We start from the raw sequence: 20284 nt of genomic DNA on the forward strand, positions 1-20284 counted from the left end.
GATGTCAACGGAGAACAAGCCAGGCGGGCCGGCGCCCACCGCCCAACCGCCGCGGATGCCAGAACGCGCCCATCCGGTGACCCTCCGCGAAGTGGCCGAAGCCGCCGGAGTCTCCACGGCCACCGTGTCCCTGGTGGTCAACAAGAAGAAGAGCGCCAGGATCGCCGAGGAGACCCGGCAACGCGTCAAGGACGCCATCCGCACCCTCGGGTACCGGCCCAACGCCATGGCCAAGACGCTGGTCAGCGGGACTTCGAAGTTCATCGGGCTCGTGGCCGACGGCGTGGCCACCACCCCCTTCGCGGGCCAGATCATCCACGGCGCCCAGGACGAGGCGTGGAAGCACGGGTACGCCCTGCTCATCGCCAACACCGAGGGCAACGGCGAACTGGAACAGGACGCCATCAAGATGATGCTCGAGTACAAGGTGCGCGGCATCCTGTACTCCACCTGGTTCCACCGGCAGACCGAGATCCCGGAGCCGCTGCGCGAAGCCGAGTTCGTCCTGGTCAACTGCTTCTCCGACGAGCCCGGCACCCGCGCCGTGGTTCCGGACGAGGTCCAGGGCGGCCGCTCCGCCACCGAAATCCTGCTCCGGAACGGCCACCGCCGCATCGCCTTCATCAACGCCACCATTCCCGCTCCGGCCAAGGACGGACGCCTGGCCGGCTACCGCGAAGCCCTCGAGGATGCCGGGGTGGCGTTCGATCCCGGGCTGGTGATGGAGGCCTATCCGGACCAGGAGGGCGGCTACGCGGCAACCGCGGAACTCCTCAAGCGCGACGTGACGGCGGTGTACTGCTACAACGACCGGATGGCCATGGGCCTGTACGACGGCCTGCGGGAGCGGGGCCTGTCCATCCCGGACGACATGGCGGTGGTGGGCTTCGACAACCAGGAGGTCATCGCCGCCCACCTTCGCCCGCCGCTGTCCACCGTGTCCCTGCCGCACTATGAGCTGGGCGCGGCCGGTGTGCGGACCCTCCTGGGCATCGACGCCGCCACAGACGGGGCCGCCAAGATCCACTGCCCGCCAGTGGAGCGGGCCTCGGTCCGGGCCCAGGCAAGGGCCTAGCCTCACCGGCTGGCCCCGCCGGCGGCGTCAGGACGCGCGGAGGCGGCGTTCGACGTCGGCCGTGTCCGGGTACGCTGCCTGGGTCCCTTTGCGGGTGGTTGCCAGGGCCGCGGCAACGGAGGCGAAGGCGGCGGCATCGGCGAGCGCATCCCCCGCCGCAAGCCGCACGGCAACTGCTCCCGTGAACGCGTCCCCGGCACCGGTGGTGTCCACCGCGTGCACCTGGGTGGGTTGAACGGACGTCACGCGGGAGCCGGGAGACGCCAGCGAGTCCAGCACCACGGAGCCCTGCGAACCGAGCGTCACCAGCACCTGCTGGATGCCCCGGGCGGCAAACCGCTCCCGCGCCGCTTCCCACTCGTCGGCTGGCGCGCCGGCACCCGGCACGGAAACACCAAGGAACAGCGCGGCCTCGTGGGCGTTGACCAGCAGCACGTCAGCCAATCCGGCCAGGGCTGACGGAATCTCCGCGTAGGGCGAGAGGTTCAGCAGGACCGTTGCGCCGGCGTCGTGCCCTGCCCGGGCTGCGGCCAGCACCGTGTCCATGCCGACCTCAAGGCAGAGGCTCACCACGGCGGCCTCCTCCAGCACGTCCCCGGCGTCCGCGACGTCGGCCGGGGACAGAGTGCCGTTGGCCCCGGCGGAGATGATGATGTTGTTCTCGCCACGGGCGTCCACGGCGATGACCGCGACGCCGGTGGGCTCAGTGGAGGTCCGCACGTGCCCCACATCCACGCCGGCCCCTGCCACCGAGGCCTCGAGCATGGCCCCGTTGGCGTCCTTTCCCACGGCACCCACCAGGCTGACGTGGCCGCCCAGTCGGCCGGCGGCCACCGCCTGGTTGGCGCTCTTGCCGCCCGGGTTCACGGCAAATCCGTTGCCCTGGACGGTTTCGCCCGGCTGCGGCAGGCGTTCGCAGTAGATGGTGAGGTCGGCGTTGAGGGAGCCGACGACGACGATCCGGCCCGTGCTGCCGGCCGCGGTACTCACGGGGTCACCTCAGCTTCAACCGGCTTGGGGATCAGCAGGGACGCGGCGAAGGCGGCGACGGTCAGTGCCAAGCCGGCGACCACGACGGTGAGGTAGGAGGCCTTCGCGTCGCCAAGTACCGACGTCGCCACCAGCACGGCCGGCAGGATCAGGAAGCTGAGGCCTGCGCCCAGGTTGAACGCGCCCGCGTTCATGCCGGGCAGGAAGCCGGGGTTTCCGGCGGGCGAGAGGACAACACCGAGTCCGTTGAGCATGATGTTGACCGTACCGGCGTACATGATGCCCAGCAAGACCGTGCCGGCGATCATCAGGGGCAGGCTGTCCAGGCCCAGGAAGGCAATCAGCGCCAGTGCGGCGATGCTGCCCAGGAGGCCGATCCGGAGCACCCTGGTGTAGCCAAGGACCGGAGCCAGTTTTCCGCTGATCGGGCCCACCAGCCAGCCCAGCAGGGCGTACGGGGTGAGGATGATCAGCGACATTTCGGTGGGGCCCACGCCGAACCCGGGGTTGGCGGCCTGGACGTAGGCGGGAACGATGCCGTTGATGACGGCGAAGATGCCGGTCATGGTCAGCGTGGTGGTGAGCAGCGGAGCCCAGGTGGAGCGCTGGCGCAGGTGCACGGTTTCCACCATGGGCTGCGCGGCGCGCTGTTCGGTGCGCCAGAAGGCGAAGAACGCGACGGCGGACACCAGTACCAGCGCCAGGCTCAGCATCAGCGTTGTGGCGGAGAAGCCGCCCACCAGCTTGGAGGCCTCGTTCAGTGCGGTCAGCAGGGCGCCGACGGCCACCACGATGAAGAACACGCCCAGCCAGTCCATCCGGGTGCCGGCGGCAGGCTTGCTTTCCGCCGCGAGGACCATGATCAGGGCGGTGGCGGCGGCGGCCAGCACCACCATGAGCCAGAAGATGCTGCGGAAGCCGAAGTGCTCCGCGAAGTAGCCGCCCACGAAGGAGTCCACGCCGGCCACGCCGCCGTTGACCGCGGTGATGAGGCCCATCAGGGTGCCGTATTTCCGCGGGTTGCTGACCGCAGAACGCAGCATGATCAGGCACAGCGGCACGGTGGGTCCGCTGACGCCCTGGATGATGCGGCCCACGAAGAGCCACGTGACGTCCGGGGCGAGCGCCGCGATGACGGACCCCGCGGCCATCAGCACCATCATGCCCACCAGGACCTTCTTGCGGCCCACGATGTCGCTGAGCCGGGGCAGGAACAGGGAGAAGAGGGCGGCGGCGGTGAAGAACCAGGTCTGGGAGAGGCCGATGACGGCCTGGTCGGTGTTGAGCTCCTCGCCCATGGTGACCAGGGCGGGGCTGAGCATGGAGGCGTTGAGCTGGAAGGCCACGCAGGCTGCCAGCAGTGCGGTCATGAGGGCGGCGACGTTGCCGCGGCCGGTCTTGGTTTCGGTCATCGTGGCAGTCATTTACTTGACCCCTCCGGCGGTGAGGGAGGCACTGGCCTGGCGTTCGACGTCGGACGCGTTGCCTTTGGTGATTGGCTCGCCGATGCGTTCCAGCGCGTCGGTGACCAGGTCCCAGAAGCGCGCGTGGTCCAGGTCCACGGCCACACTGGTGTGGCAGTCGGCGGGGGCGGGGGCGCGGAAGTCCGCCACGGTCATGCCGAGCGTGAGGGCGCCCTGCAGTTCGATGTTGACCGGCACCTTGCGGGTGCTGACGATGCTGGGGTCGATCACGTAGGCCACGGCGCACGGATCATGGACCGGCGGGTGATCGAAGCCCTGCGCGTCCTTGTAGGTGTGGGCGAAGAAGTCCATCAGCTCGGTGACGAATTTGGCCGGGGTGGTGCCGATGGCGGCGATCTTTTCCACGACCTCGGGGGTGGCGAGCGCCTGGTGGGTGAGGTCAAGACCCACCATCACCACCGGCCATTTTTCATTGAAGACGATGTGCGCGGCCTCGGGGTCGATGATGATGTTGAACTCCGCCACGGCGCTCCAGTTGCCCACGTGGTAGCCGCCGCCCATGAGGACCACTTCCCGGACGCGTTCCACGATGCGCGGTTCCTTGCGGGCGGCCATGGCGATGTTGGTCAGGCCGGCAGTGGGGACCAGGGTGACGGTGCCGGGCTCGTGCGCCATGACGGTGTCGATGATGAGGTCGACGGCGTGGCGCGGGTCCAGTTCGATGGTGGACTCCGGCAGTGCGGGGCCGTCCATGCCGCTTTCACCGTGGATGTCCGGCGCGGTTTCGATGCTGCGGACCAGGGGCCGCGGGCAGCCGGCGGCGAAGGGGACGCCGGTGATCCCGGCGATGGTGCCGACGGCCAGGGCGTTGCGGGTGACCTTTTCAAGGGTCTGGTTGCCCACCACCGTGGTGACGGCCAGCAGTTCAATGTTCGGGCTGCCGTGCGCCAGCAGCAGGGCCACGGCGTCATCGTGGCCGGGGTCGCAGTCCAGGATGATCTTCCGGGGCTTTGGGTGGCTGTCTACGGGCCGGGGATCTAGTTCCACGATGGTTCTCCACGTCATTGGGGCCTGCCGGGGAGGCAGGGATTCAGTATTCCGGGAGTGATCATGGCAGGCTTTTGCGGCTGACGTCAAACGCTTAACGTTGGGAGGTGTTGCCGCACGTCAAACGCTTGATGCGTTGCTGCCCCTGGTGTTCCCTGCGGCGGATAGGATCGAAGTATGGATTCCGGGGAACAGGTGCAGCAGCGGGCGCGGCCCCGGCGGGTGACGGCAGCCATGGTGGCGGCGCGGGCCGGCGTCTCCGTGGCCACGGTGTCCTTGGTGGCCAACGGCAAGACGGCGGGCCGGGTGTCCGAGGACAACATTTCCCGGGTGCGGGAGGCCATCGCCGAGCTGGGGTACGTGGTGGACGGCATCGGGAGCTCGCTGGCCAAGGGCGTCAGTTCAATCGTGATCCTGGTGGCGCCGGACATCTCCAACCCGTTCTTCGCCAAGGTGATCGGCGGGGTGCGGGAATCCCTGGGGCCCAACTACCAGCTGCTGCTCTCCGTCACCGATTCGGGCGAATTCCCCAAGGCCGACGACGTCCGGAAGCTGATGTCCCTGCGGCCGGCAGGGCTCCTGGTTGACGCACCGAACGCGGACTTCCTGGCCGATCTGTCCGTGGCCGGGCCCCTGGTCCTGCTGGACGCACCCGGCCTGGAATCGGTTGCTCCCGCGGTCAATCTGGACGTCGCGCAGGGCGCCCGGGAGTTGGCCGCCCACCTCGCCGGGGCCGGGCACCGGCGCGTGGCCTACCTGGACAGCGTGACCGGAACCGAAACTTTTGCCATCCGCCGCGAGGCGTTCCTGGCCGAAGCGGCCGCCCGGGGCATGGCGGTGGATCCGCAGCATATCCCTGCCACCACCATCGACGTTGGCGAGGCCGCGGCGGCCTTTGCCGCAGCGTGGCCGGACTGGCAGCGCCAGGGGGTGACCGCCGTCGTCTGTGCCACGGACACCCACGCCTACGGTGTGCTGCAGGAAGCCCGGGTGGAAGGGGTCCGGATTCCGGAGGAGTTGGCGGTTGCCGGCTTCGACGACCTGCCGTACTCCGCTACCAGCAGCCCGGGCCTGACCAGCGTGCACCTGCCCGCGGCGCTGCTGGGCCTGAAGGCCGGGGAGCAGCTCCGCCGCCTGATGGAAGGCCGGCCGCTGGAGCAGGAGGAACTCATCCTCGAGAGCTCCCTGGTGGTGCGCGGGTCCACGTCGGCCGCCGAAACGTAGGGGGCCCAAAGGCTTCCTGTCGGACCCCCGCCGTAAGCTGGGACCATGCCGAGTAACTGGGAAAACCTGGACGAGCCGCTGCGTGAGTCGGTGCAGCACAACGTGGAGATCTATGAGCGCGTCCGGCCTGCCCTGAAGCTGGTTACCCGGGACGTTTTGCTGGTTCTGCGGGACATGCTGAAGGACAGCGAGGTCACGCCGCTGTTTGTCACCGGCCGCACCAAGACGGTGGAATCGTTCAAGGAGAAGATCTCCCGCACGGAAGAGCCGCTGGAACCCGGCGGCCGGCGGCTCCTGAAGTTTCCGGACCCGTTCCGCACGCTGAATGACATGGTGGGCATCCGGGTGATCACCAAGCTGCCGGCCGAGAACGCCGCCGTGGCCAACATCATCAAGCGCCAACGGCAGCTGTTTGACTGCCGCGGCGACCGCGAGAAGGACATCGGCTCCATCGAGAGCGGCACATACGGGTATTCCAGCCGCCACCTCATCCTGCGCACCATCCAGAACGAGGCCGTCAAGGAATACCAGCAGGTCTTCAACCCGGACCTGCAGCCCAACGGCAGCTACTTCTTCGAGTGCCAGATCCGCACCATCTTCGCCCACGCATGGAGCGAGATCGAGCACGACATCCGGTTCAAGGCCGAGGACCCTCGCGCCTGGACCCCGCACTTCGACCGGCAGTTCACCGCCACCGCGGCCATGCTGGAAACCGTGGAGACGGCCTTCGCCGACCTGCACGAACGGTATGAGGAAGTCCGCAGCTTCTGGGACGTGGACGGCGAAGGGGCCGCCCCGCTCACGCCCAACCGGATCCGGGACGTGTGGCGCACGCTGCTCCCCCACGTTGACCGCAAGGTGGACGACGACTGGGGCTGGGCCGCCGAACTCCTCGCCGCGCACGGCCTGAACCAGACCATGCAGCTGGCCGGGCTGCTCAGTGCCAACCGCATCACGGAGGTCCGCAAGGCCCTGGACCACCGCTACTCCCCCGGGCCGGACCGGCTCCTGGACGACCTCCTCCTGTGGCAGTACGGCACCAAGCACATCGACCTCACCGCGGAAGGGCCCGACGCCGTCCCGCACCCGCGGCGCGACAGCCTCCTGCGGCGGCTGCGGCAGATCGAACGGTATCGGATGACGAAGAAGTAGGGGTAGGTACCTTGACGGCCGTTTATATGGATCGAACCCGCGACCTGAACCAGATTCCCTGAACGATTGGGAGGTTATTGGGAAGGCACGGCAGCTAATCCGAGAAGTCGACAGCACTCCTCTGGTCCACCTGACGCCGTTCTTTTACCAGCACGCCTATGGAGCTGAGGATGACCACCCTTGACCTTCTTCGTATGTTGGGACAAGAGGCCGACGGACGCAGCAGACTCTGATCAAGGCCTAAGGGCCGATAGTTGATCTTGTGTAAAGCTGGCGCTGAGAGGGGTCCCCGCGCCCCTCCCCGGCGGTTCAGGAAAGGCTGTGGATTGCCCCGGCCCAGCGGGGGCCCGAGACGGCCCGGCGGACCGCCCTGGCGCGGGTGTGGAAGTCGATTTTTGGCATGCGCGGGGAATCGTCAGTTTGACTGCCGGGGTCAGTCCAGGTGGCCGGCGGTGCCGCATTTGTGGTTGTTGTGCTGTGGTCGGTGATCAGTCCCATGCCGGCATATTCGCGCACGGCGGCGATGCCGGCAACGGCGTCGGTCTTGGTATCGAAGGGCTTGGACACTGCCATGACAGTTCCATCTGGTGCTGTGAGCCGGAACCTGAACGCAGATTCGGTGTCGATAAATAGTTCGAACATTCCTGCCATTCCGATCCTTTCGTCTGCGGGATCTTGTGGCGGCATCTTTGCCGCCAGACAGGAGCGGCGGCATCGTTGCCTCCGTTTTCCCTGGTATCCCGCCGTCCAAATTTTCATCAATTCAGCGCGCGTTCCTCGAGTTTCTCGTGGGACCGCTTGCCGGCGCAAGATGTCGCCCGGCATCCAACAGAAGTGATCACCTGCTCTCGGGTGTCCAGTCCACGCGCACGTTCCTCGTGGGTTCACGAGACAGCCTCAGTGCTCGGCAGGTCGTCAACATATGTTGACCCACCCCCTGGCGTCAACTAATGTTGACGCATGGAGGTGGATCGGATGAAGACTTTGGTTGCATCCATGGACGGGAAAGGACCGGCTGAAGCCCTGCAGGCGGTCGCCCAGCTGCAGAAGGAAGTCGGGCGAACAGAAGCGTCACTGGTCAGGAAGGCCCGGCAGGCCGGCCTTTCCTGGGAAGCCATCGCGCTGTGCCTGGGCGCGAGCAAGCAAGCCGTCCACCGTAAATACGGAAAGCGCTAGGTGCTGCTTCCGATCCTGGGCTGCGACCGCCCAGGATCGGAAGGCAGCCACTCCCCTGCCTCGGCTAAGAAAACGTCTCTGACCGATAGCCGACGTTATGTCAAGTAGAGAACGGCGTACTGCATCAGTTGCATCATTTTGGGACTTTGTGCACTGGCCGTCGGCCGCCCGGTTCTGCCGTTTCCGGGGCTCAGCCTTCGCACTCGATGCAGTACCACTGGCCATTGCTTTGCCGTGCCAGCTGGGACCGGTGACGGACCAGGAAACAGGATGAGCAGGTGAACTCGTCCGCACCCTGCGGGATGACCTGGACGATGAGCTCCTCGGAGACGATTTCCCCGCCGGGAGTCAGCCCTTCGTCCAGGGCGTCCGCTTCATCGAGCTCGGTGACGACGCTGCGGGCATCCGGAGCGCTGGCGGACTTCAACGCCTCCAAGGAACTCTCCTGAGATTCCTTGACGTCGGAGCGGACTTCGTCGTAGTCGGTAGCCATGTTTGGCGGTTCTCTTCTCTGTTCTCTGTCGGCTTCCTGTCTGACCAGAGAGCAACGTACACCATGGCGGCGTTGTTTCCCGGGAAGAGCGTCCCGACACGTGCATCAGCGGCGATGGCTTTGCCGTGCCGCCCGTGGACAATCCACCGGGTGCGAGCCGGTCCGCCTGCGCGGAAGTCTTGACGTGTTTCCTTGCCCGAGCTGACACTCGTTCATACCTAAGGGTTGGAGGCCGGCGAGCATGGACAGCGAATCGGTTACGTGCGGGTCAACACGCTTGACCAGAATGAGCGACGTCAGCTGGAGGGCGAGGTCCTGGACCGGCTGTTCACCTACAAGGCCTCCGGCAGGGACACCGCGCGGCCGCAGCTGAACGAGCTGCTGCGGTTCGTCCGGGACGGGGACACCGTTGTTGTGCACAGCATGGACCGCCTAGCCCGGAACCTCGACGATCTGCGCGCACTGGTCCAGGGACTTACGTAACGAGGGGTGCAGTTGGAGTTCCTCAAAGAGCATCCTGTCTTCACCGGCGAGGACTCCCCCATGGCGAACCTTATGCTGCCGTCATGGGTGCCTTCGCCGACTTCGAGCGGGCCCTGAGCCGGGAACGCCAGCGCGAAGGCATTGCCTTGGCCTAGCAGCGCGGCGTCCACAAGAGCCGGAAGAAGACGCTCACACCGGAGCGGGCGGCCGAACTCGTCCACCCCGCCGGCAATGGCATCCCGAAAGTCGTCCTTGCACGTGACTACGGAATCAACAGGGAAACCGTCTGCCAATACCTCCGTCAAGCAAGAGTGGAGTAAGCCCGTCTCCTCCCCCGCGGAAAGCTTCTCTGCTCCAAGCAAATTCTGCGCCCAACGATGGAACGAATTCATTTACTGCCTTGAGCTTATATCTGCCTGCTCGCAATCCATCCCCTGGGTCGATACCCTTGGCACGATGACAAATCCTGAAGACTGGATGGACATCAAGGTTTGCGCAAATTGTCCTCTTGGAGCCTGGAAATCCGCGCTGTCGGTGCTTGTATCTAGGATGATGAAGCACACGTATTCTTGGTTCAAGGTGGGGGAATGGCGCAAGAGTTCATCGCTGGTCGGTACGCGGAAATTATTGGTAGTCGGCGGCAGGGTGGACAGGGTGACGTTTTCAAGGCTGTCGACCTTGTCGACAACGGACGATTTGTTGCCGTCAAGGTAATCCCAGGAACGCAAGACCCTATAAATACTGTCTTCTTTCATAGGGAGACGGATGCCCTCGCCAGGCTCGATCACCCGAATATCACCGGTCTTCTCGATAAGGGTTTCGACGCCTCGTTGGGCGTTTACTACATCGTGCTCGAGTGGATTCCGAGCACCTTGGTCGATTGGCTAGCGGCTCTCGATGAGCCCCCTGGGTGGGACGATTTGTGCGAAAATGTCGGGCTTCCCCTCTCACATGCCCTGGCCCACGCGCACGCTCAGAATGTGCTCCACCGGGACATCAAACCAACAAACATTCTTTGGGACGGGAGCAAGCCGCTTCTGGCTGACTTTGGTATCAGCAAGATCAAAAGCCAAGTTGCAGCTCCAGGTGATGCAACAGTTGTCGATCATGCTTCAACTCCCTTTGCACCACCTGAGCGAGTAACGAAGGCAGCTTCGAATAGGGATGTTCATGGACTGGCGGCAACCCTTTTACGCTGTCTTGTTCCTTTCGAGTTAAAGACGTATTCGGACATCGACAGGGCACTTTCGGATAGTCGCGACGGCATTGACGTCCCCGACCGCGCCATGGATCTCCTGAAGCGCTGCCTGAGCAATGACCCGAGCGTCAGGCCGAAGGACGGCCAGATTTTAGACTTCGAGCTGCGGAAGATGCACACCGATAGAAGCAGGAAATGGCGCGCCCAGACCCAGCTGGTGCTGACGCTTGCACCGCAAGCAAGAGCGCAACTGCAACGTGAACGTCTGGACCTAAGCCCCGAGCAAACTGTCGAAACCCTTATGGGTAGTGCGACGTACGCCGTGCCCCGCAGGTCCGTGTCGATGCCAGGGCCGGGGGCACCTCTTACACCCGATGAATTTGATCTTGTAGGAGACGAGCTGCTTCTTCATGTGCAACACACGAGTCAGGGCATGGTGTGCAATCGAGCAGGCGTCCGTGACTTTTACGAGTTGGAGCGCCGCCGGCGAATGCCCGGAGCAGTACTCCTTCCGTCGGACGAATACATCTGGACGGCACGACCACCAAGGCAGCAGCTTGCTGCAATTCAAGCGGCCAGGGCATTGCGTAGCCTTCTGAGCCAAGCCATCCAGGATGCTGAAGACCGTGAAAGTGAACGATTTCGCCAAGCGCGGCTCGACGGGTGGTCACGGCTCATCGAGGCTAAGGAGGAATTGGACCGGAAGCTGGAAGACCCGGTCGGTTACAGCCTTGAGTCCCGTTCATGGAACACTGCGAAACTGCGATTGACCAACGAACCTCGCGAGGACATCGTTGACCAGGATCTGCTGGCCCGCGATAACTCACGTCCATCCACGATCAACGTGCCCTGCAACGTGGAGGAGGTTGACGGTGATGAAGCCCTCGTCCGAATAAATGGAAATCCTGACGATTTTCCCGAGGACGGTCTCCTCGTCCGCAACCGCACTGCCTCTACCTCGGCTGTGCGACGGCAACGAGAAGCACTCGGCGCCATCCGAGACGAACGAAGCCTCCGCACGGATCTACGGAGTCTCGTATTAGATCCATCAGGAAGTTCCCCTTCTCGTCCGGTCGAATTTGCATCCCAGCACGTGAACCTCGACGATGACAAGCGCGTGGCGGTGGCAAACGCCCTCGGTGCCCCGGATCTCTTTCTGGTGGAAGGTCCCCCGGGAACTGGTAAGACCTCTTTTATATGTGAGCTGGTTGCACAGCATCTTCAGGCCCGGCCAAACGACCGAATCCTGCTCGTAAGTCAGATGCACGTTGCGTTGGACAACGCAGTAAGTCGCTTAGACAAAGCCGGTGTATCTGGCATCGTCCGTCTTTCCACACGTGAGGATCGGGTTGCCGTAGACGCGGCTCACCTACTGCTACCGAATAAGTTGCGGGCTTGGATCGCGGAGGTCAGGCAGCGGGCTGCGCAGGGACTCGAACAACTCGTTGCTTCGGCTGGGGTCTCAGCCCCACGCCTCCACCTTGCCTTCGCTGCTGAGGAAGCTGCCGCCGCATTAAGACTGAAGGACCGCCGCCAAGAGGAGCTCGAAGCATTCGACTCCGCGACAGGCGACGATGACGTCGCGGACGAACTGCGGGATCGGCTCACGAGAGCTGAGCAGGCCGCTGATGCGGCAGTAGAGGCAGTTCAGGCCCACGTGGAAAGGCAGGGTGTAAGAGTCGATGTACCGCTTAGCATAAGTGGGCTCACACAACTGTCCACATCCTGTTTGGACGGCCAGGCGGAGGCCGAAAATCTGAGGGACATCATGCATGCCCAAGCAGATTGGCTCGCCAGTCTCCAGGATCCCCGTTCAGCTGAATTGCTCTTCTTACCTAAACAATCTGTTATCGCTGGCACTTGTATGGGCTTCCTTAGCAACCAGAACGTCCGCGACATCGACTTCGATCTTTGTATCGTCGACGAGGCTTCCCGAGCGACGTCGACTGAACTCTTCGTGCCGATGGTCCGTTCAAGGCGGTGGGTTCTCGTTGGCGATACTAAGCAACTCCCACCCATGCGCGAAGAGGTCATGGATTACCCTGAAATTGTCGAAGCCTATGATCTCAACGAACTCCTTGGAACTGATTCCCTCTTTAGTATCTTGGTGGCTGAATCACCCCAAGAGTGTCGGGCCAGCCTCATCACTCAGCACCGAATGGCGCTTCCCATAGGGAATTTGATTTCCAAGACCTTTTACGGCGAGCAGTTGGTGCATGACCCACATCCCTCCCTAGACGGACATGCGCTTCGTGACCAATCTCGGGTCGTTTGGTATTCGACTAGCAGACGAGAGAAACGATATGAGGACTCGTCACAGGTTAGAAGTTCCTCTAACTCAGTCGAGGTTGATATCGTGTGCGACCGCCTCCGCCAGCTCGACGAAAAGGTCGCCAAAGGTGAGGTCCGACGACTTGACGGAGCCTCCGTCGAGGTTCTAGTTCTCACGGGATACCAGCGACAGCTTCTAATGCTGGATCGCGCGATCCGAAGTCTCCGGCTTCCCCACCTCGAGGTCAAAGTAAAGACAATCGACGCGGTGCAGGGACAGGAGGCCGACGTCGTCATTTTCTCCGTCACCCGGAGCAATGCTCGTCTCGAGATGGGGTTCCTAGCTGAATCCTTCGGCGAAGGACGCATCAACGTGGCGCTCTCTCGGGCGAGGGAACTTCTGTGGGTTGTAGGAGACTCGGAGTTCTGCGCTGCCAAGGATGGGCCACTCAAGAGAGTGCTTGAACACATCAGCAATGCCAAGGGCTGTGGAATGGAGTTTGTGTGACTGACGCACTGGTTCGAGCAGCCCGCCGACACGCCCACGCAATTCCCGGCCACCTCCTCGTGGCCGCCGAGCCCTGCGCTATCCCGGCTTCCGTACTTACCGTCGACGTGTTGGCAGAGCGAGCAACTGACCTTGGCGTGGCGGAGCGATACACCCTACTGGCGGTCTCAAAGGGAATAAACACCCTAGAAGAGCTTTCCTGGTTCTTAGGCCTTGAGAGTACCGACACGGCCAACGTAATCAGTTCTTTGCTGCAACTCGAGATGATCGATTACCGGGCACAGGACAACAAGCAGCGCAACATTCAACTATTGCCTCCTGGGCTGGACGCCGTGGACGGCGTAGTAGCCGCAGCTCCCAAAGTTGTCACCCTGTCGGTCATGTTCGATCGGATTACCCGCACTCCTGTCGCGTGGACAAAGAGATCCCTTACACGTGAGTGGGACGCGAGGAACACGGAAGGCCTCTTTAGGCTGCCGCCGGCGACAGGTGAGCCGGTAACTATAGACGAACTCTCTCCAGCAAACCTTGGCCCTATCTTGGCGGGCAGGAACCAGGTCAACAGGATCCTTGGCGCGCTAGGCGTCACGGAGAACCGGAGGTATTTTAAGGAAGCCACTCTGCTGATCTATAAGGGGATTGATAATGATTCAATTCGTCTTGGCATCGACATTGACGGCATTTGGAGCCCGGACCACGAAGTAGCTCTTGAAAGGATGGGCGTCGCCGAACGACTCGGTATCCGAGTTGAGGGGCCGCAGCCCTTGCCACCGAGCGACCTTTCCCTCGGCTTCCCTGAGCCTGCCAAAAAGTTGGGGCGTGACGAGGTTCTCCGACTACAAGCCCTGGCCGATACGGTGGAACAAGCGACGGACGGGGCTAGTGCTACAACTGACGACCAGCTTGAGGCTGGGAAAACCATTGAATCAGCGGCAGTCCGGTGGTTAGGAACATACGAGCATCCGCTCATTCTCGATGAGGCTTTGACGAAGAGCCGGAGGCGGCTGCTCATCATCAGTCCATGGATAACGAGTGCGGTGGTAACGAAAGAGTGGATCCGCCAGCTTGAGAGGCTGGCACACAGGTGTCCAGTGACCATTGCTTGGGGTTACGAGGACAACCCGAAAATCGACTCGGCTTTGGCCGGCCTTCACGCAGCAGCCGGCAGAAAGAATCAATTGGCAGTAGTGAGGTTGAAAAACACTCATGCCAAAGTTCTAGTCGGCGATGACTTTTACGTAACCACAAGCTTCAACTGGCTTTCATTCAGGGGTGATAGCAGCCGGCGCTATCGGATGGAGGAAGGGACTCTAATTCGCGATCGAGCTCTTGCTGATCAAGCTTACGAGAGGTACCTGGACCAGATCCGACAGCAGGCCATAGAGGTAGTTGGAGACCTTCCCGAGCCTCGGGGAAGGTCTGCTTCTCGCGCCGCACCAATGGTCCCGCCTCAAACGGCTGCGAATCATACTCGAAAGAATCGGGAGGGCGTGGAAAAGCCTTCGGTGGCTAGGAAGCAGCGAAGAACCCCAAATGAGGAAGATTGGTCGCGGCTTAAGGTCGGAAGCACCATCGCGGGAACAGTCAAGAACCTCACGAACTTTGGAGTTTTCGTAACTCTTGGAGATGGAATCGACGGACTAATTCACAACTCTCGACTGCCACAGACAATGAATGGGAACCAAGTGAGCAAGTTTGAAGTTGGGCAAAGTATTTCCGTGAAGATTCTTGAGATCCAGCCCGAACGTAACCGGGTCTCGCTCGGGATGGCGTAGCGGCCAAACGCGCAAGGAGTCGCAACCTTACAGAATCTCCATTATCGGCGTTAGGGCACTCGCTCGTTCACTGTGAACGGCCTCCTAATGATCCCATGCGACCGGCCTCGGTCACGGCATCACAGCTCAAAGCCCCTGTGGGCTGCACTTAGGCCTTGCTGAGATCTGCCGTCAGCTCGGCCCGCAGCAGCCCCGCAGTTTTTGGAATCTGCCCAAACAGCGCCAGGGACGCGATTCCCGTCCATGGCCGCGGGCTAACTGGCTGTGGCATCTTTTGCTGCTTGAAGGGTCTTGCCTATGGCGGCAGAGTGTTGTGGCGCGTCGACAATTCGGCCAGCACGTCCGGCCCGACAGGACCACCTATGCATGGGATCGAAGGTCCACTCGATGTCGATAGAAGCGTCCCGTGCGTCGAAGCGTCAGCCGCCCCCGTTGGCGGTGTAGCCCTCGGCGATCAGATCGTGGAGATGATGGAGCGATGAATCATCAGCTAGGGCGGCCCCCCGGACCCAGCTGAACGCTAGTGCGGCGAGGAAAAGGTCGCGGCCACGCACCGAAGGGGATGCCTTGCCGTCACGCTGGGCGGCGGCCAAGAACTCGTCGGTGTACTCAATAAATCCATAGCAGGTCGTCGCGAGTGGATTTTGTTCTTCCAGCAACGCGTTGCGCAACGGCTCAGGAAGGCCGTCAAAGGCAGCGAAGTAGCTCTCGAGGGCCGCCAGCCAGAGCTTGAGCGCGGCGCCGCTGTCGGCGAGCGTTTTAATGCGGGCGCGTTCGCCATCGAGCCGAGTGTTACGGTCCTGCAGGAGTTCGGCGAGCAGGTCATCTCTCGTGGGAAAGTGACGATACAGGGTGGCCGAACCCACACCTGCACTGCGCGCGACTGTTTCCAGTGAGGCATTCACCCCATGGTTGCTGAAATGCTTCTCAGCTTGGTTGAGGATCTCCGAACGGTTCCGCTCCGAATCAGCACGGGGACGTCGGCTTTGCACTCCGCCAGCATAAATCACAGGGCTCGCCTCTCATCCAATCCGCACACCGCATTAGAGCGCATTCTGTACGTCGACAGCCTGCTCGCGCGGGAGCACTGCCGTCTACCAACCTCAAAACTATACGCCCTGTAACCGCAGGCGTACGCGGTAGGGCGAGCGGCACGAGAGCCACCCCAGGGGCGGGCCAAGCAATTGCTGACTGCACGCCGGACGGGTTCGGTGGCCATTTTAGGATGCCCCGCCATGCAGTGCCCTGCTCGTGCATTAGCGATGATCCTTTCGCTGGCGGCGAAAGCGGCATGTACGTAACTTGCTAAACGGGGCATGACTCCGTTTACATATATGGGGGCACCCCCCGTTTATAGCCGGCCAAGAGATCGGCGCGGAAGGTAACCCGTTCAGGAAGCGAGCACCCGCATGACCACAAGCGTCACCTCATCCGTTCCGGGCTCGGAACCGGACCCCATCGTCCCGTCCGAGACTGCTGCAGCTCCACCGGTTAGCGAGGAGGTTCGCACGAGGACGGGCCTTTCCCGCGGGGACAAGCTCGTCCTAGGCATCCTGATGGCGTCCGCCTTCATCGTCCTTACCAACGAGATGCTGCTCGGAGTCGCAATCCCGACCCTCATCACGGATCTAGGCCTAACCGCGTCCACGGCTCAGTGGCTTACAACCGGCTACCTGCTGGTGATGGCGGTGCTGATACCAACCACCGGCTACATCATGCGCTCGTTCCACTTACGGACGATCTACCTGACATCGATGTCGCTGTTCATACTTGGGACTGCCCTCGGCGCCGTCGCACCCGGATTCGGCCTGCTTTTCACCGGCCGGATCGTCCAGGCCATCGGAAGCGCGGTGTTCCTCCCCCTGCTCATGTCGACCACGATGCGACTGGTCCCCGTGGAGCGCCGCGGTCGGTTCATGGCAATGGTCGTCGTGATCACCTCCGCCGGCCCGGCTCTGGCCCCGGGCATTTCTGGCCTGGTCCTATCCCAGCTTGGATGGCGGGGGCTCTTCTTCGGCATGCTTCCACTGGCACTGCTCGTGCTCGTGCTCGGTGTACTCAGGCTGAAAAACGTCACCACCCCCGAACAGGGCAAGGTGGACGTTTTTTCCGTCATGCTGTCGGTTGTCGGATTCGGGGCTCTCATCTACGGCTTGGCAACTATGGGCGAGTCGATCGGCGGCCACCCTGTGGTTCCGCTCTTCGTGCCGATCGCCGTCGGGGTCATGGGGATAACGGGATTCATCGTTCGCCAGGCGATCTTGCAGCGCAGTGGTGAGCCGCTGCTCGACCTCCGCATCTTCCGCGCCGGCGGCTTCGTCCTTCCGCTCGCAGCGATGCTCGGACTGACCCTCACCGGTTTTGGTAGCGGAGTAATCTACCCACTGGTCCTGACCAGCATCCGCGGACTCGAGCCGCTCAACATCGGTTTCCTCCTCATCCCCGGAGGTGTGACTGTAGCCATTGTCTCGGCCATCGGAGGGCAGGTCTATGACCGTGTCGGGCCTCGTCCGCTTGTTATCTCCGGTGCGCTCATCGTGGCCGCGTCATTCGCCATGATGATGCAGGTGACTTCCGAGACCACAACTGGATTCATTGTGGCTGCGAACATCATCATGTTCGTTGGGCAGGCATTGATGTGGACCCCCCTGACGACGGCCGCCTTGTCGGCGCTCACACCAGCCCTTTATCCCTTCGGCAGCGCCGCATTTGGAAGCATCCAGCAGCTCGGTGGCGCCGTCGGAACTGCAGTGCTCATCTCCGCGTACTCCCTGGGAGCAGGGTCCAGCCATACGGGTTCGTTGACTCTCGCACAGGCGGTTTCAGCAGCGCAGGCTGCATTCACTGCCGGGCTCGTCATCGCCTGCCTCAACTTCTTCGTTGTCCTGTTCGTCCGCCGGCCCGCCCCGATGCAACGCAATACTGACCGGAACCTGGCGTAGGTTCCGCCTGTCGCTTTGCCCTTTCGAAAGGAATTCCTCATGACCATCCTTGTCAGCGGCGCAAGTGGCCGCCTTGGCCGCCTCATCCTCGAGCGCCTTATTGCCCGCGGTGTTGCGGCCTCGGACCTCATCGCCGGTGCACGCTCCCTGGGAAAGCTGGAAGACCTGCGCGCGCGGGGCATCCGGACCGTCGTCTTCGACTACGATGTTCCGGCGACACTGAGTAAGGGGCTAAAGGGTGTCGATCGATTTGTCCTCGTGTCGGTCTCCCAACCTGACACACCTGTGACACAGCATGATGCGGTCATTCGGGCTGCAGCCGCGGCGGAGGTCAGCGCACTTGCCTACACCAGCGTTTACCGCGCCTCTGAGAGCACGCTTCCGCTGGCTCCCATACACGCCGCTGCAGAGCGAGCCATCACCGCTACAGGTCTTCCCGCCGTGATTTTGCGGAACAACTCCTACACGGAGCTCTATCTCGGACCCGTCATCCGAGCACGAGAGACGGGCGTCATTACATCCGCAGCTGGCGGGGGCGCATCGCCGCAGCAACGCGCCCCGACTTCGCTGAGGCCGCTGCCGTTGCCATCACCGACGACGCATATCTCGGTCGAACCCTTGAGCTCTCGGGCGACACGGCATTCACCCACGCAGATCTGGCAGCGGCAGCTGCGGAAATTTGGGAGCGCGAGGTCACGTACCGGGCGCTGTCCGAGGAACAACTGATTGCCGAGTTCTCCACCATGGGACTCGACGCGAAGACCGCGAAGCTCCTCGCCGCGATCGATGCTTCAATCGCAGCCGGGTACCTGGACTCCTCTGACCGCACCCTGAGCGAAATGATCGGCCGCCCGACCACATCCCTGATAGACGCAGTGCGCTCCGGTCTCTGATCCGACTGCCGGAGCCGTCGTGCCAGTCATCCGCAGACTTGCAGGAACCCCCAACCAAAACAGGAGTACACCATGTCCCAACGCACCGACCGACCCCCCGTTGACCCCGCTCTCCAGGAAGTCCTCACGGCTCTTGCCGAACAACTGCCGGCATCAATGACCGAGGAAATGATCCCAATGATGCGCGCCGGCTCACCGGCAGATGTCATGCCGGAGACAATCGCCGCGCACAATCTCGTGCAACGTGATACCACGATTGACGGCTACGAGGGAGGGCCAATCGTCGTCACAACCATCGCCCGGTCTGATCACGCCGGACGCGGCCCGGGCTTCCTTCATGTCCATGCTGGAGGGATGGTGGCCGGCACTCGGACGACCGGCCTGGCGCCAATACTTCCTTGGATTGTGGAGCATGATGCGGTGATGGTAACCGTGGAATACAGGCTCGCTCCGGAGTTCCCCGACCCGTACCCGGTCGAAGACAGCTACTCCGCACTCGTATGGATGGCCGAGCACGCAACCGATCTCGGCATCGACCCTGACAGGATCATGATCATCGGAGCCAGCGCAGGAGGCGGAATTGCCGCCGGGACGGCGCTGCTCGCACGCGACCGCAGCGGCCCGAACCTGACCGGCCAACTGCTGATCGGCCCCATGATCGACGACCGCGATAGGACCATCTCCACCGAACAATACGACGGCATGCCACCCTGGGACCGGAAGACCAACCGTATGGGTTGGAAGGCTCTGCTCGGTGACCGCAGCGGAACAGACAACGTCTCCATCTATGCCGCACCCGCCCGGGCCACAAACCTCACCGGACTTCCGCCCACCTACATCGACTGCGGATCCGCCGAAGTGTTCCGGGACGAGGACGTCGCCTACGCCAGTGCACTCTGGGCGGCCGGCGTGCAGACAGAACTCCACGTCTGGGCCGGAGGCATCCACGGCTTCGACTTCGTGGCACCGGACGCCGCAGTCTCCCGCGCAGCTCGCGCAGCACGCACTGCCTGGGTGGCTCGACACCTAGGAGACAAGTAGCCCGGCGGCCCCGCACCTTCAAAGGGTGCCGGTCCGATCTTCACCCGGACGGACGAATTGCCAGATTCGTTGTTTTCCTCGCCGATGAAAACCAGGCCTCGCATATCACCGGACAGGTCTGGTTCGTCAAAGCCGATCGGTGGGTTAGCGCAGCAGGCGGACCATCGCCGCGCGCCGCGGGATGAGCAAAGTGGCGCCAGAAGCTCCCGGCCGGCTCGCCGCCCCTAGGTGTAGGTTGACTCGCGAACCCTGCCAAGGCCGCGTCTGTTGTCACCCCGGTGCGAAGGGCCGGCGCCCGCCCATTGAACCAAGATCTGGTTGAAAAGGTGTCGCCGCCAACGCCCCACGGTCGGCACGAGGATCGTTCGGATCTACAGGCTGTGTCCCTCCGCCGCCGTCAGGCTGGCCACGCCTGCATCGAGCCGTCAGCCGTCTAGAGGCCCGGGACTGTCGCAGCCCTTCGTGATCGGATTGCGGAGGTGACGAAACGATGAGTCTTCAACTCCGGGCCGGCACCGAGGGGGAGTCCCTTTTCTTAGTCTGAGTTGCCCCTGGGGGTTCGGGGGCGTGTTCGGTGAAACCGCAGTACCTC

16 protein-coding genes and 1 pseudogene are annotated in these 20284 nt (G+C 62.9%); 11 read left to right on the plus strand and 6 right to left on the minus strand.

Features of this window, described 5'->3' with window-relative positions:
- Position 1: 1 nt before the first annotated feature.
- Positions 2-1075, plus strand: a complete 1074-nt coding sequence (locus tag AC6JAM_RS08110; protein WP_497934441.1) for a LacI family DNA-binding transcriptional regulator — start codon at positions 2-4, stop codon at positions 1073-1075.
- Between the two features lie 27 nt (positions 1076-1102).
- On the opposite strand, the gene AC6JAM_RS08115 is transcribed toward AC6JAM_RS08110, so the two are convergent.
- From AC6JAM_RS08115 to uriH, 3 genes are read right to left on the minus strand one after another with little or no spacing between them, the layout of a single operon-like run.
- Positions 1103-2065 carry a ribokinase gene (locus AC6JAM_RS08115; RefSeq protein ID WP_018770339.1) on the minus strand — a complete coding sequence of 321 codons (963 nt, stop codon included), beginning with the start codon at positions 2063-2065 and terminating at the stop codon, positions 1103-1105.
- Positions 2062-3489 (minus strand): uridine transporter UriT, encoded by a 1428-nt coding sequence (uriT, locus tag AC6JAM_RS08120; protein ID WP_497934442.1) that lies wholly within the window; start codon positions 3487-3489, stop codon positions 2062-2064. The genes AC6JAM_RS08115 and uriT overlap by 4 nt, the downstream gene beginning before the upstream one ends.
- Complete coding sequence (gene uriH / locus AC6JAM_RS08125; RefSeq protein ID WP_056388509.1) at positions 3490-4554, minus strand: uridine-preferring nucleoside hydrolase UriH; 1065 nt, start codon at positions 4552-4554, stop codon at positions 3490-3492.
- Between the two features lie 216 nt (positions 4555-4770).
- On the opposite strand from uriH, the gene AC6JAM_RS08130 reads away from it, so the two are divergent.
- Both AC6JAM_RS08130 and AC6JAM_RS08135 read left to right on the plus strand, forming a co-directional pair.
- Complete coding sequence (locus AC6JAM_RS08130) at positions 4771-5760, plus strand: LacI family DNA-binding transcriptional regulator (RefSeq protein WP_186447859.1); 990 nt, start codon at positions 4771-4773, stop codon at positions 5758-5760.
- Positions 5761-5805: 45 nt separating this feature from the next.
- Positions 5806-6912 carry a GTP pyrophosphokinase gene (locus tag AC6JAM_RS08135; protein ID WP_018770343.1) on the plus strand — a complete coding sequence of 369 codons (1107 nt, stop codon included), beginning with the start codon at positions 5806-5808 and terminating at the stop codon, positions 6910-6912.
- Positions 6913-7221: 309 nt separating this feature from the next.
- Here AC6JAM_RS08135 and AC6JAM_RS08140 read toward each other — a convergent pair whose 3' ends face one another.
- Complete coding sequence (locus tag AC6JAM_RS08140) at positions 7222-7563, minus strand: YegP family protein (protein WP_144601453.1); 342 nt, start codon at positions 7561-7563, stop codon at positions 7222-7224.
- A gap of 309 nt (positions 7564-7872) precedes the next feature.
- Here AC6JAM_RS08140 and AC6JAM_RS08145 point away from each other — a divergent pair, with 309 nt between their 5' ends.
- Positions 7873-8088 (plus strand): AsnC family protein, encoded by a 216-nt coding sequence (locus AC6JAM_RS08145; protein WP_144601454.1) that lies wholly within the window; start codon positions 7873-7875, stop codon positions 8086-8088.
- A 190-nt stretch (positions 8089-8278) separates the two neighbouring features.
- Here AC6JAM_RS08145 and AC6JAM_RS08150 read toward each other — a convergent pair whose 3' ends face one another.
- Entirely contained in the window at positions 8279-8581 is a 303-nt protein-coding gene (locus tag AC6JAM_RS08150) for a DUF4193 domain-containing protein (protein WP_223993254.1), read from the minus strand.
- Between the two features lie 225 nt (positions 8582-8806).
- Here AC6JAM_RS08150 and AC6JAM_RS08155 point away from each other — a divergent pair.
- The 3 genes and pseudogenes from AC6JAM_RS08155 to AC6JAM_RS08165 all read left to right on the plus strand — a co-directional run bounded on the left by AC6JAM_RS08155 (position 8807) and on the right by AC6JAM_RS08165 (position 14816).
- A pseudogene (locus AC6JAM_RS08155) lies at positions 8807-9384 on the plus strand (recombinase family protein).
- Positions 9385-9651: 267 nt separating this feature from the next.
- Complete coding sequence (locus AC6JAM_RS08160; protein ID WP_223993252.1) at positions 9652-13041, plus strand: serine/threonine-protein kinase; 3390 nt, start codon at positions 9652-9654, stop codon at positions 13039-13041.
- On the plus strand, positions 13038-14816 hold the full coding sequence (locus tag AC6JAM_RS08165; protein ID WP_223993250.1) for a S1 RNA-binding domain-containing protein: 1779 nt from the start codon (positions 13038-13040) through the stop codon (positions 14814-14816). Before AC6JAM_RS08160 ends, AC6JAM_RS08165 begins: the two co-directional genes overlap by 4 nt.
- Positions 14817-15235: 419 nt before the next feature.
- Here the strand turns inward: AC6JAM_RS08165 and AC6JAM_RS08170 are convergent, their stop codons facing one another.
- A complete protein-coding gene (locus AC6JAM_RS08170) occupies positions 15236-15808 on the minus strand; it encodes a TetR/AcrR family transcriptional regulator (RefSeq protein ID WP_497934445.1) in 573 nt (190 codons plus the stop codon).
- Positions 15809-16225: 417 nt separating this feature from the next.
- Between AC6JAM_RS08170 and AC6JAM_RS08175 the strand changes: the two genes are divergently transcribed.
- The 4 genes from AC6JAM_RS08175 (at position 16226) to AC6JAM_RS08190 (ending at position 19692) form a co-directional block, all read left to right on the plus strand.
- Positions 16226-17758 carry an MFS transporter gene (locus AC6JAM_RS08175; RefSeq protein WP_497934446.1) on the plus strand — a complete coding sequence of 511 codons (1533 nt, stop codon included), beginning with the start codon at positions 16226-16228 and terminating at the stop codon, positions 17756-17758.
- Between the two features lie 39 nt (positions 17759-17797).
- On the plus strand, positions 17798-18484 hold the full coding sequence (locus AC6JAM_RS08180; protein ID WP_497934447.1) for an NAD(P)H-binding protein: 687 nt from the start codon (positions 17798-17800) through the stop codon (positions 18482-18484).
- 17 nt (positions 18485-18501) lie between these two features.
- Positions 18502-18651 carry a hypothetical protein gene (locus AC6JAM_RS08185; RefSeq protein WP_497934448.1) on the plus strand — a complete coding sequence of 50 codons (150 nt, stop codon included), beginning with the start codon at positions 18502-18504 and terminating at the stop codon, positions 18649-18651.
- 72 nt (positions 18652-18723) lie between these two features.
- Entirely contained in the window at positions 18724-19692 is a 969-nt protein-coding gene (locus AC6JAM_RS08190) for an alpha/beta hydrolase fold domain-containing protein (protein ID WP_497934449.1), read from the plus strand.
- Positions 19693-20284 lie beyond the last annotated feature (592 nt).

It is taken from the genome of Arthrobacter sp. GmRoot5-12 (assembly GCF_059739365.1).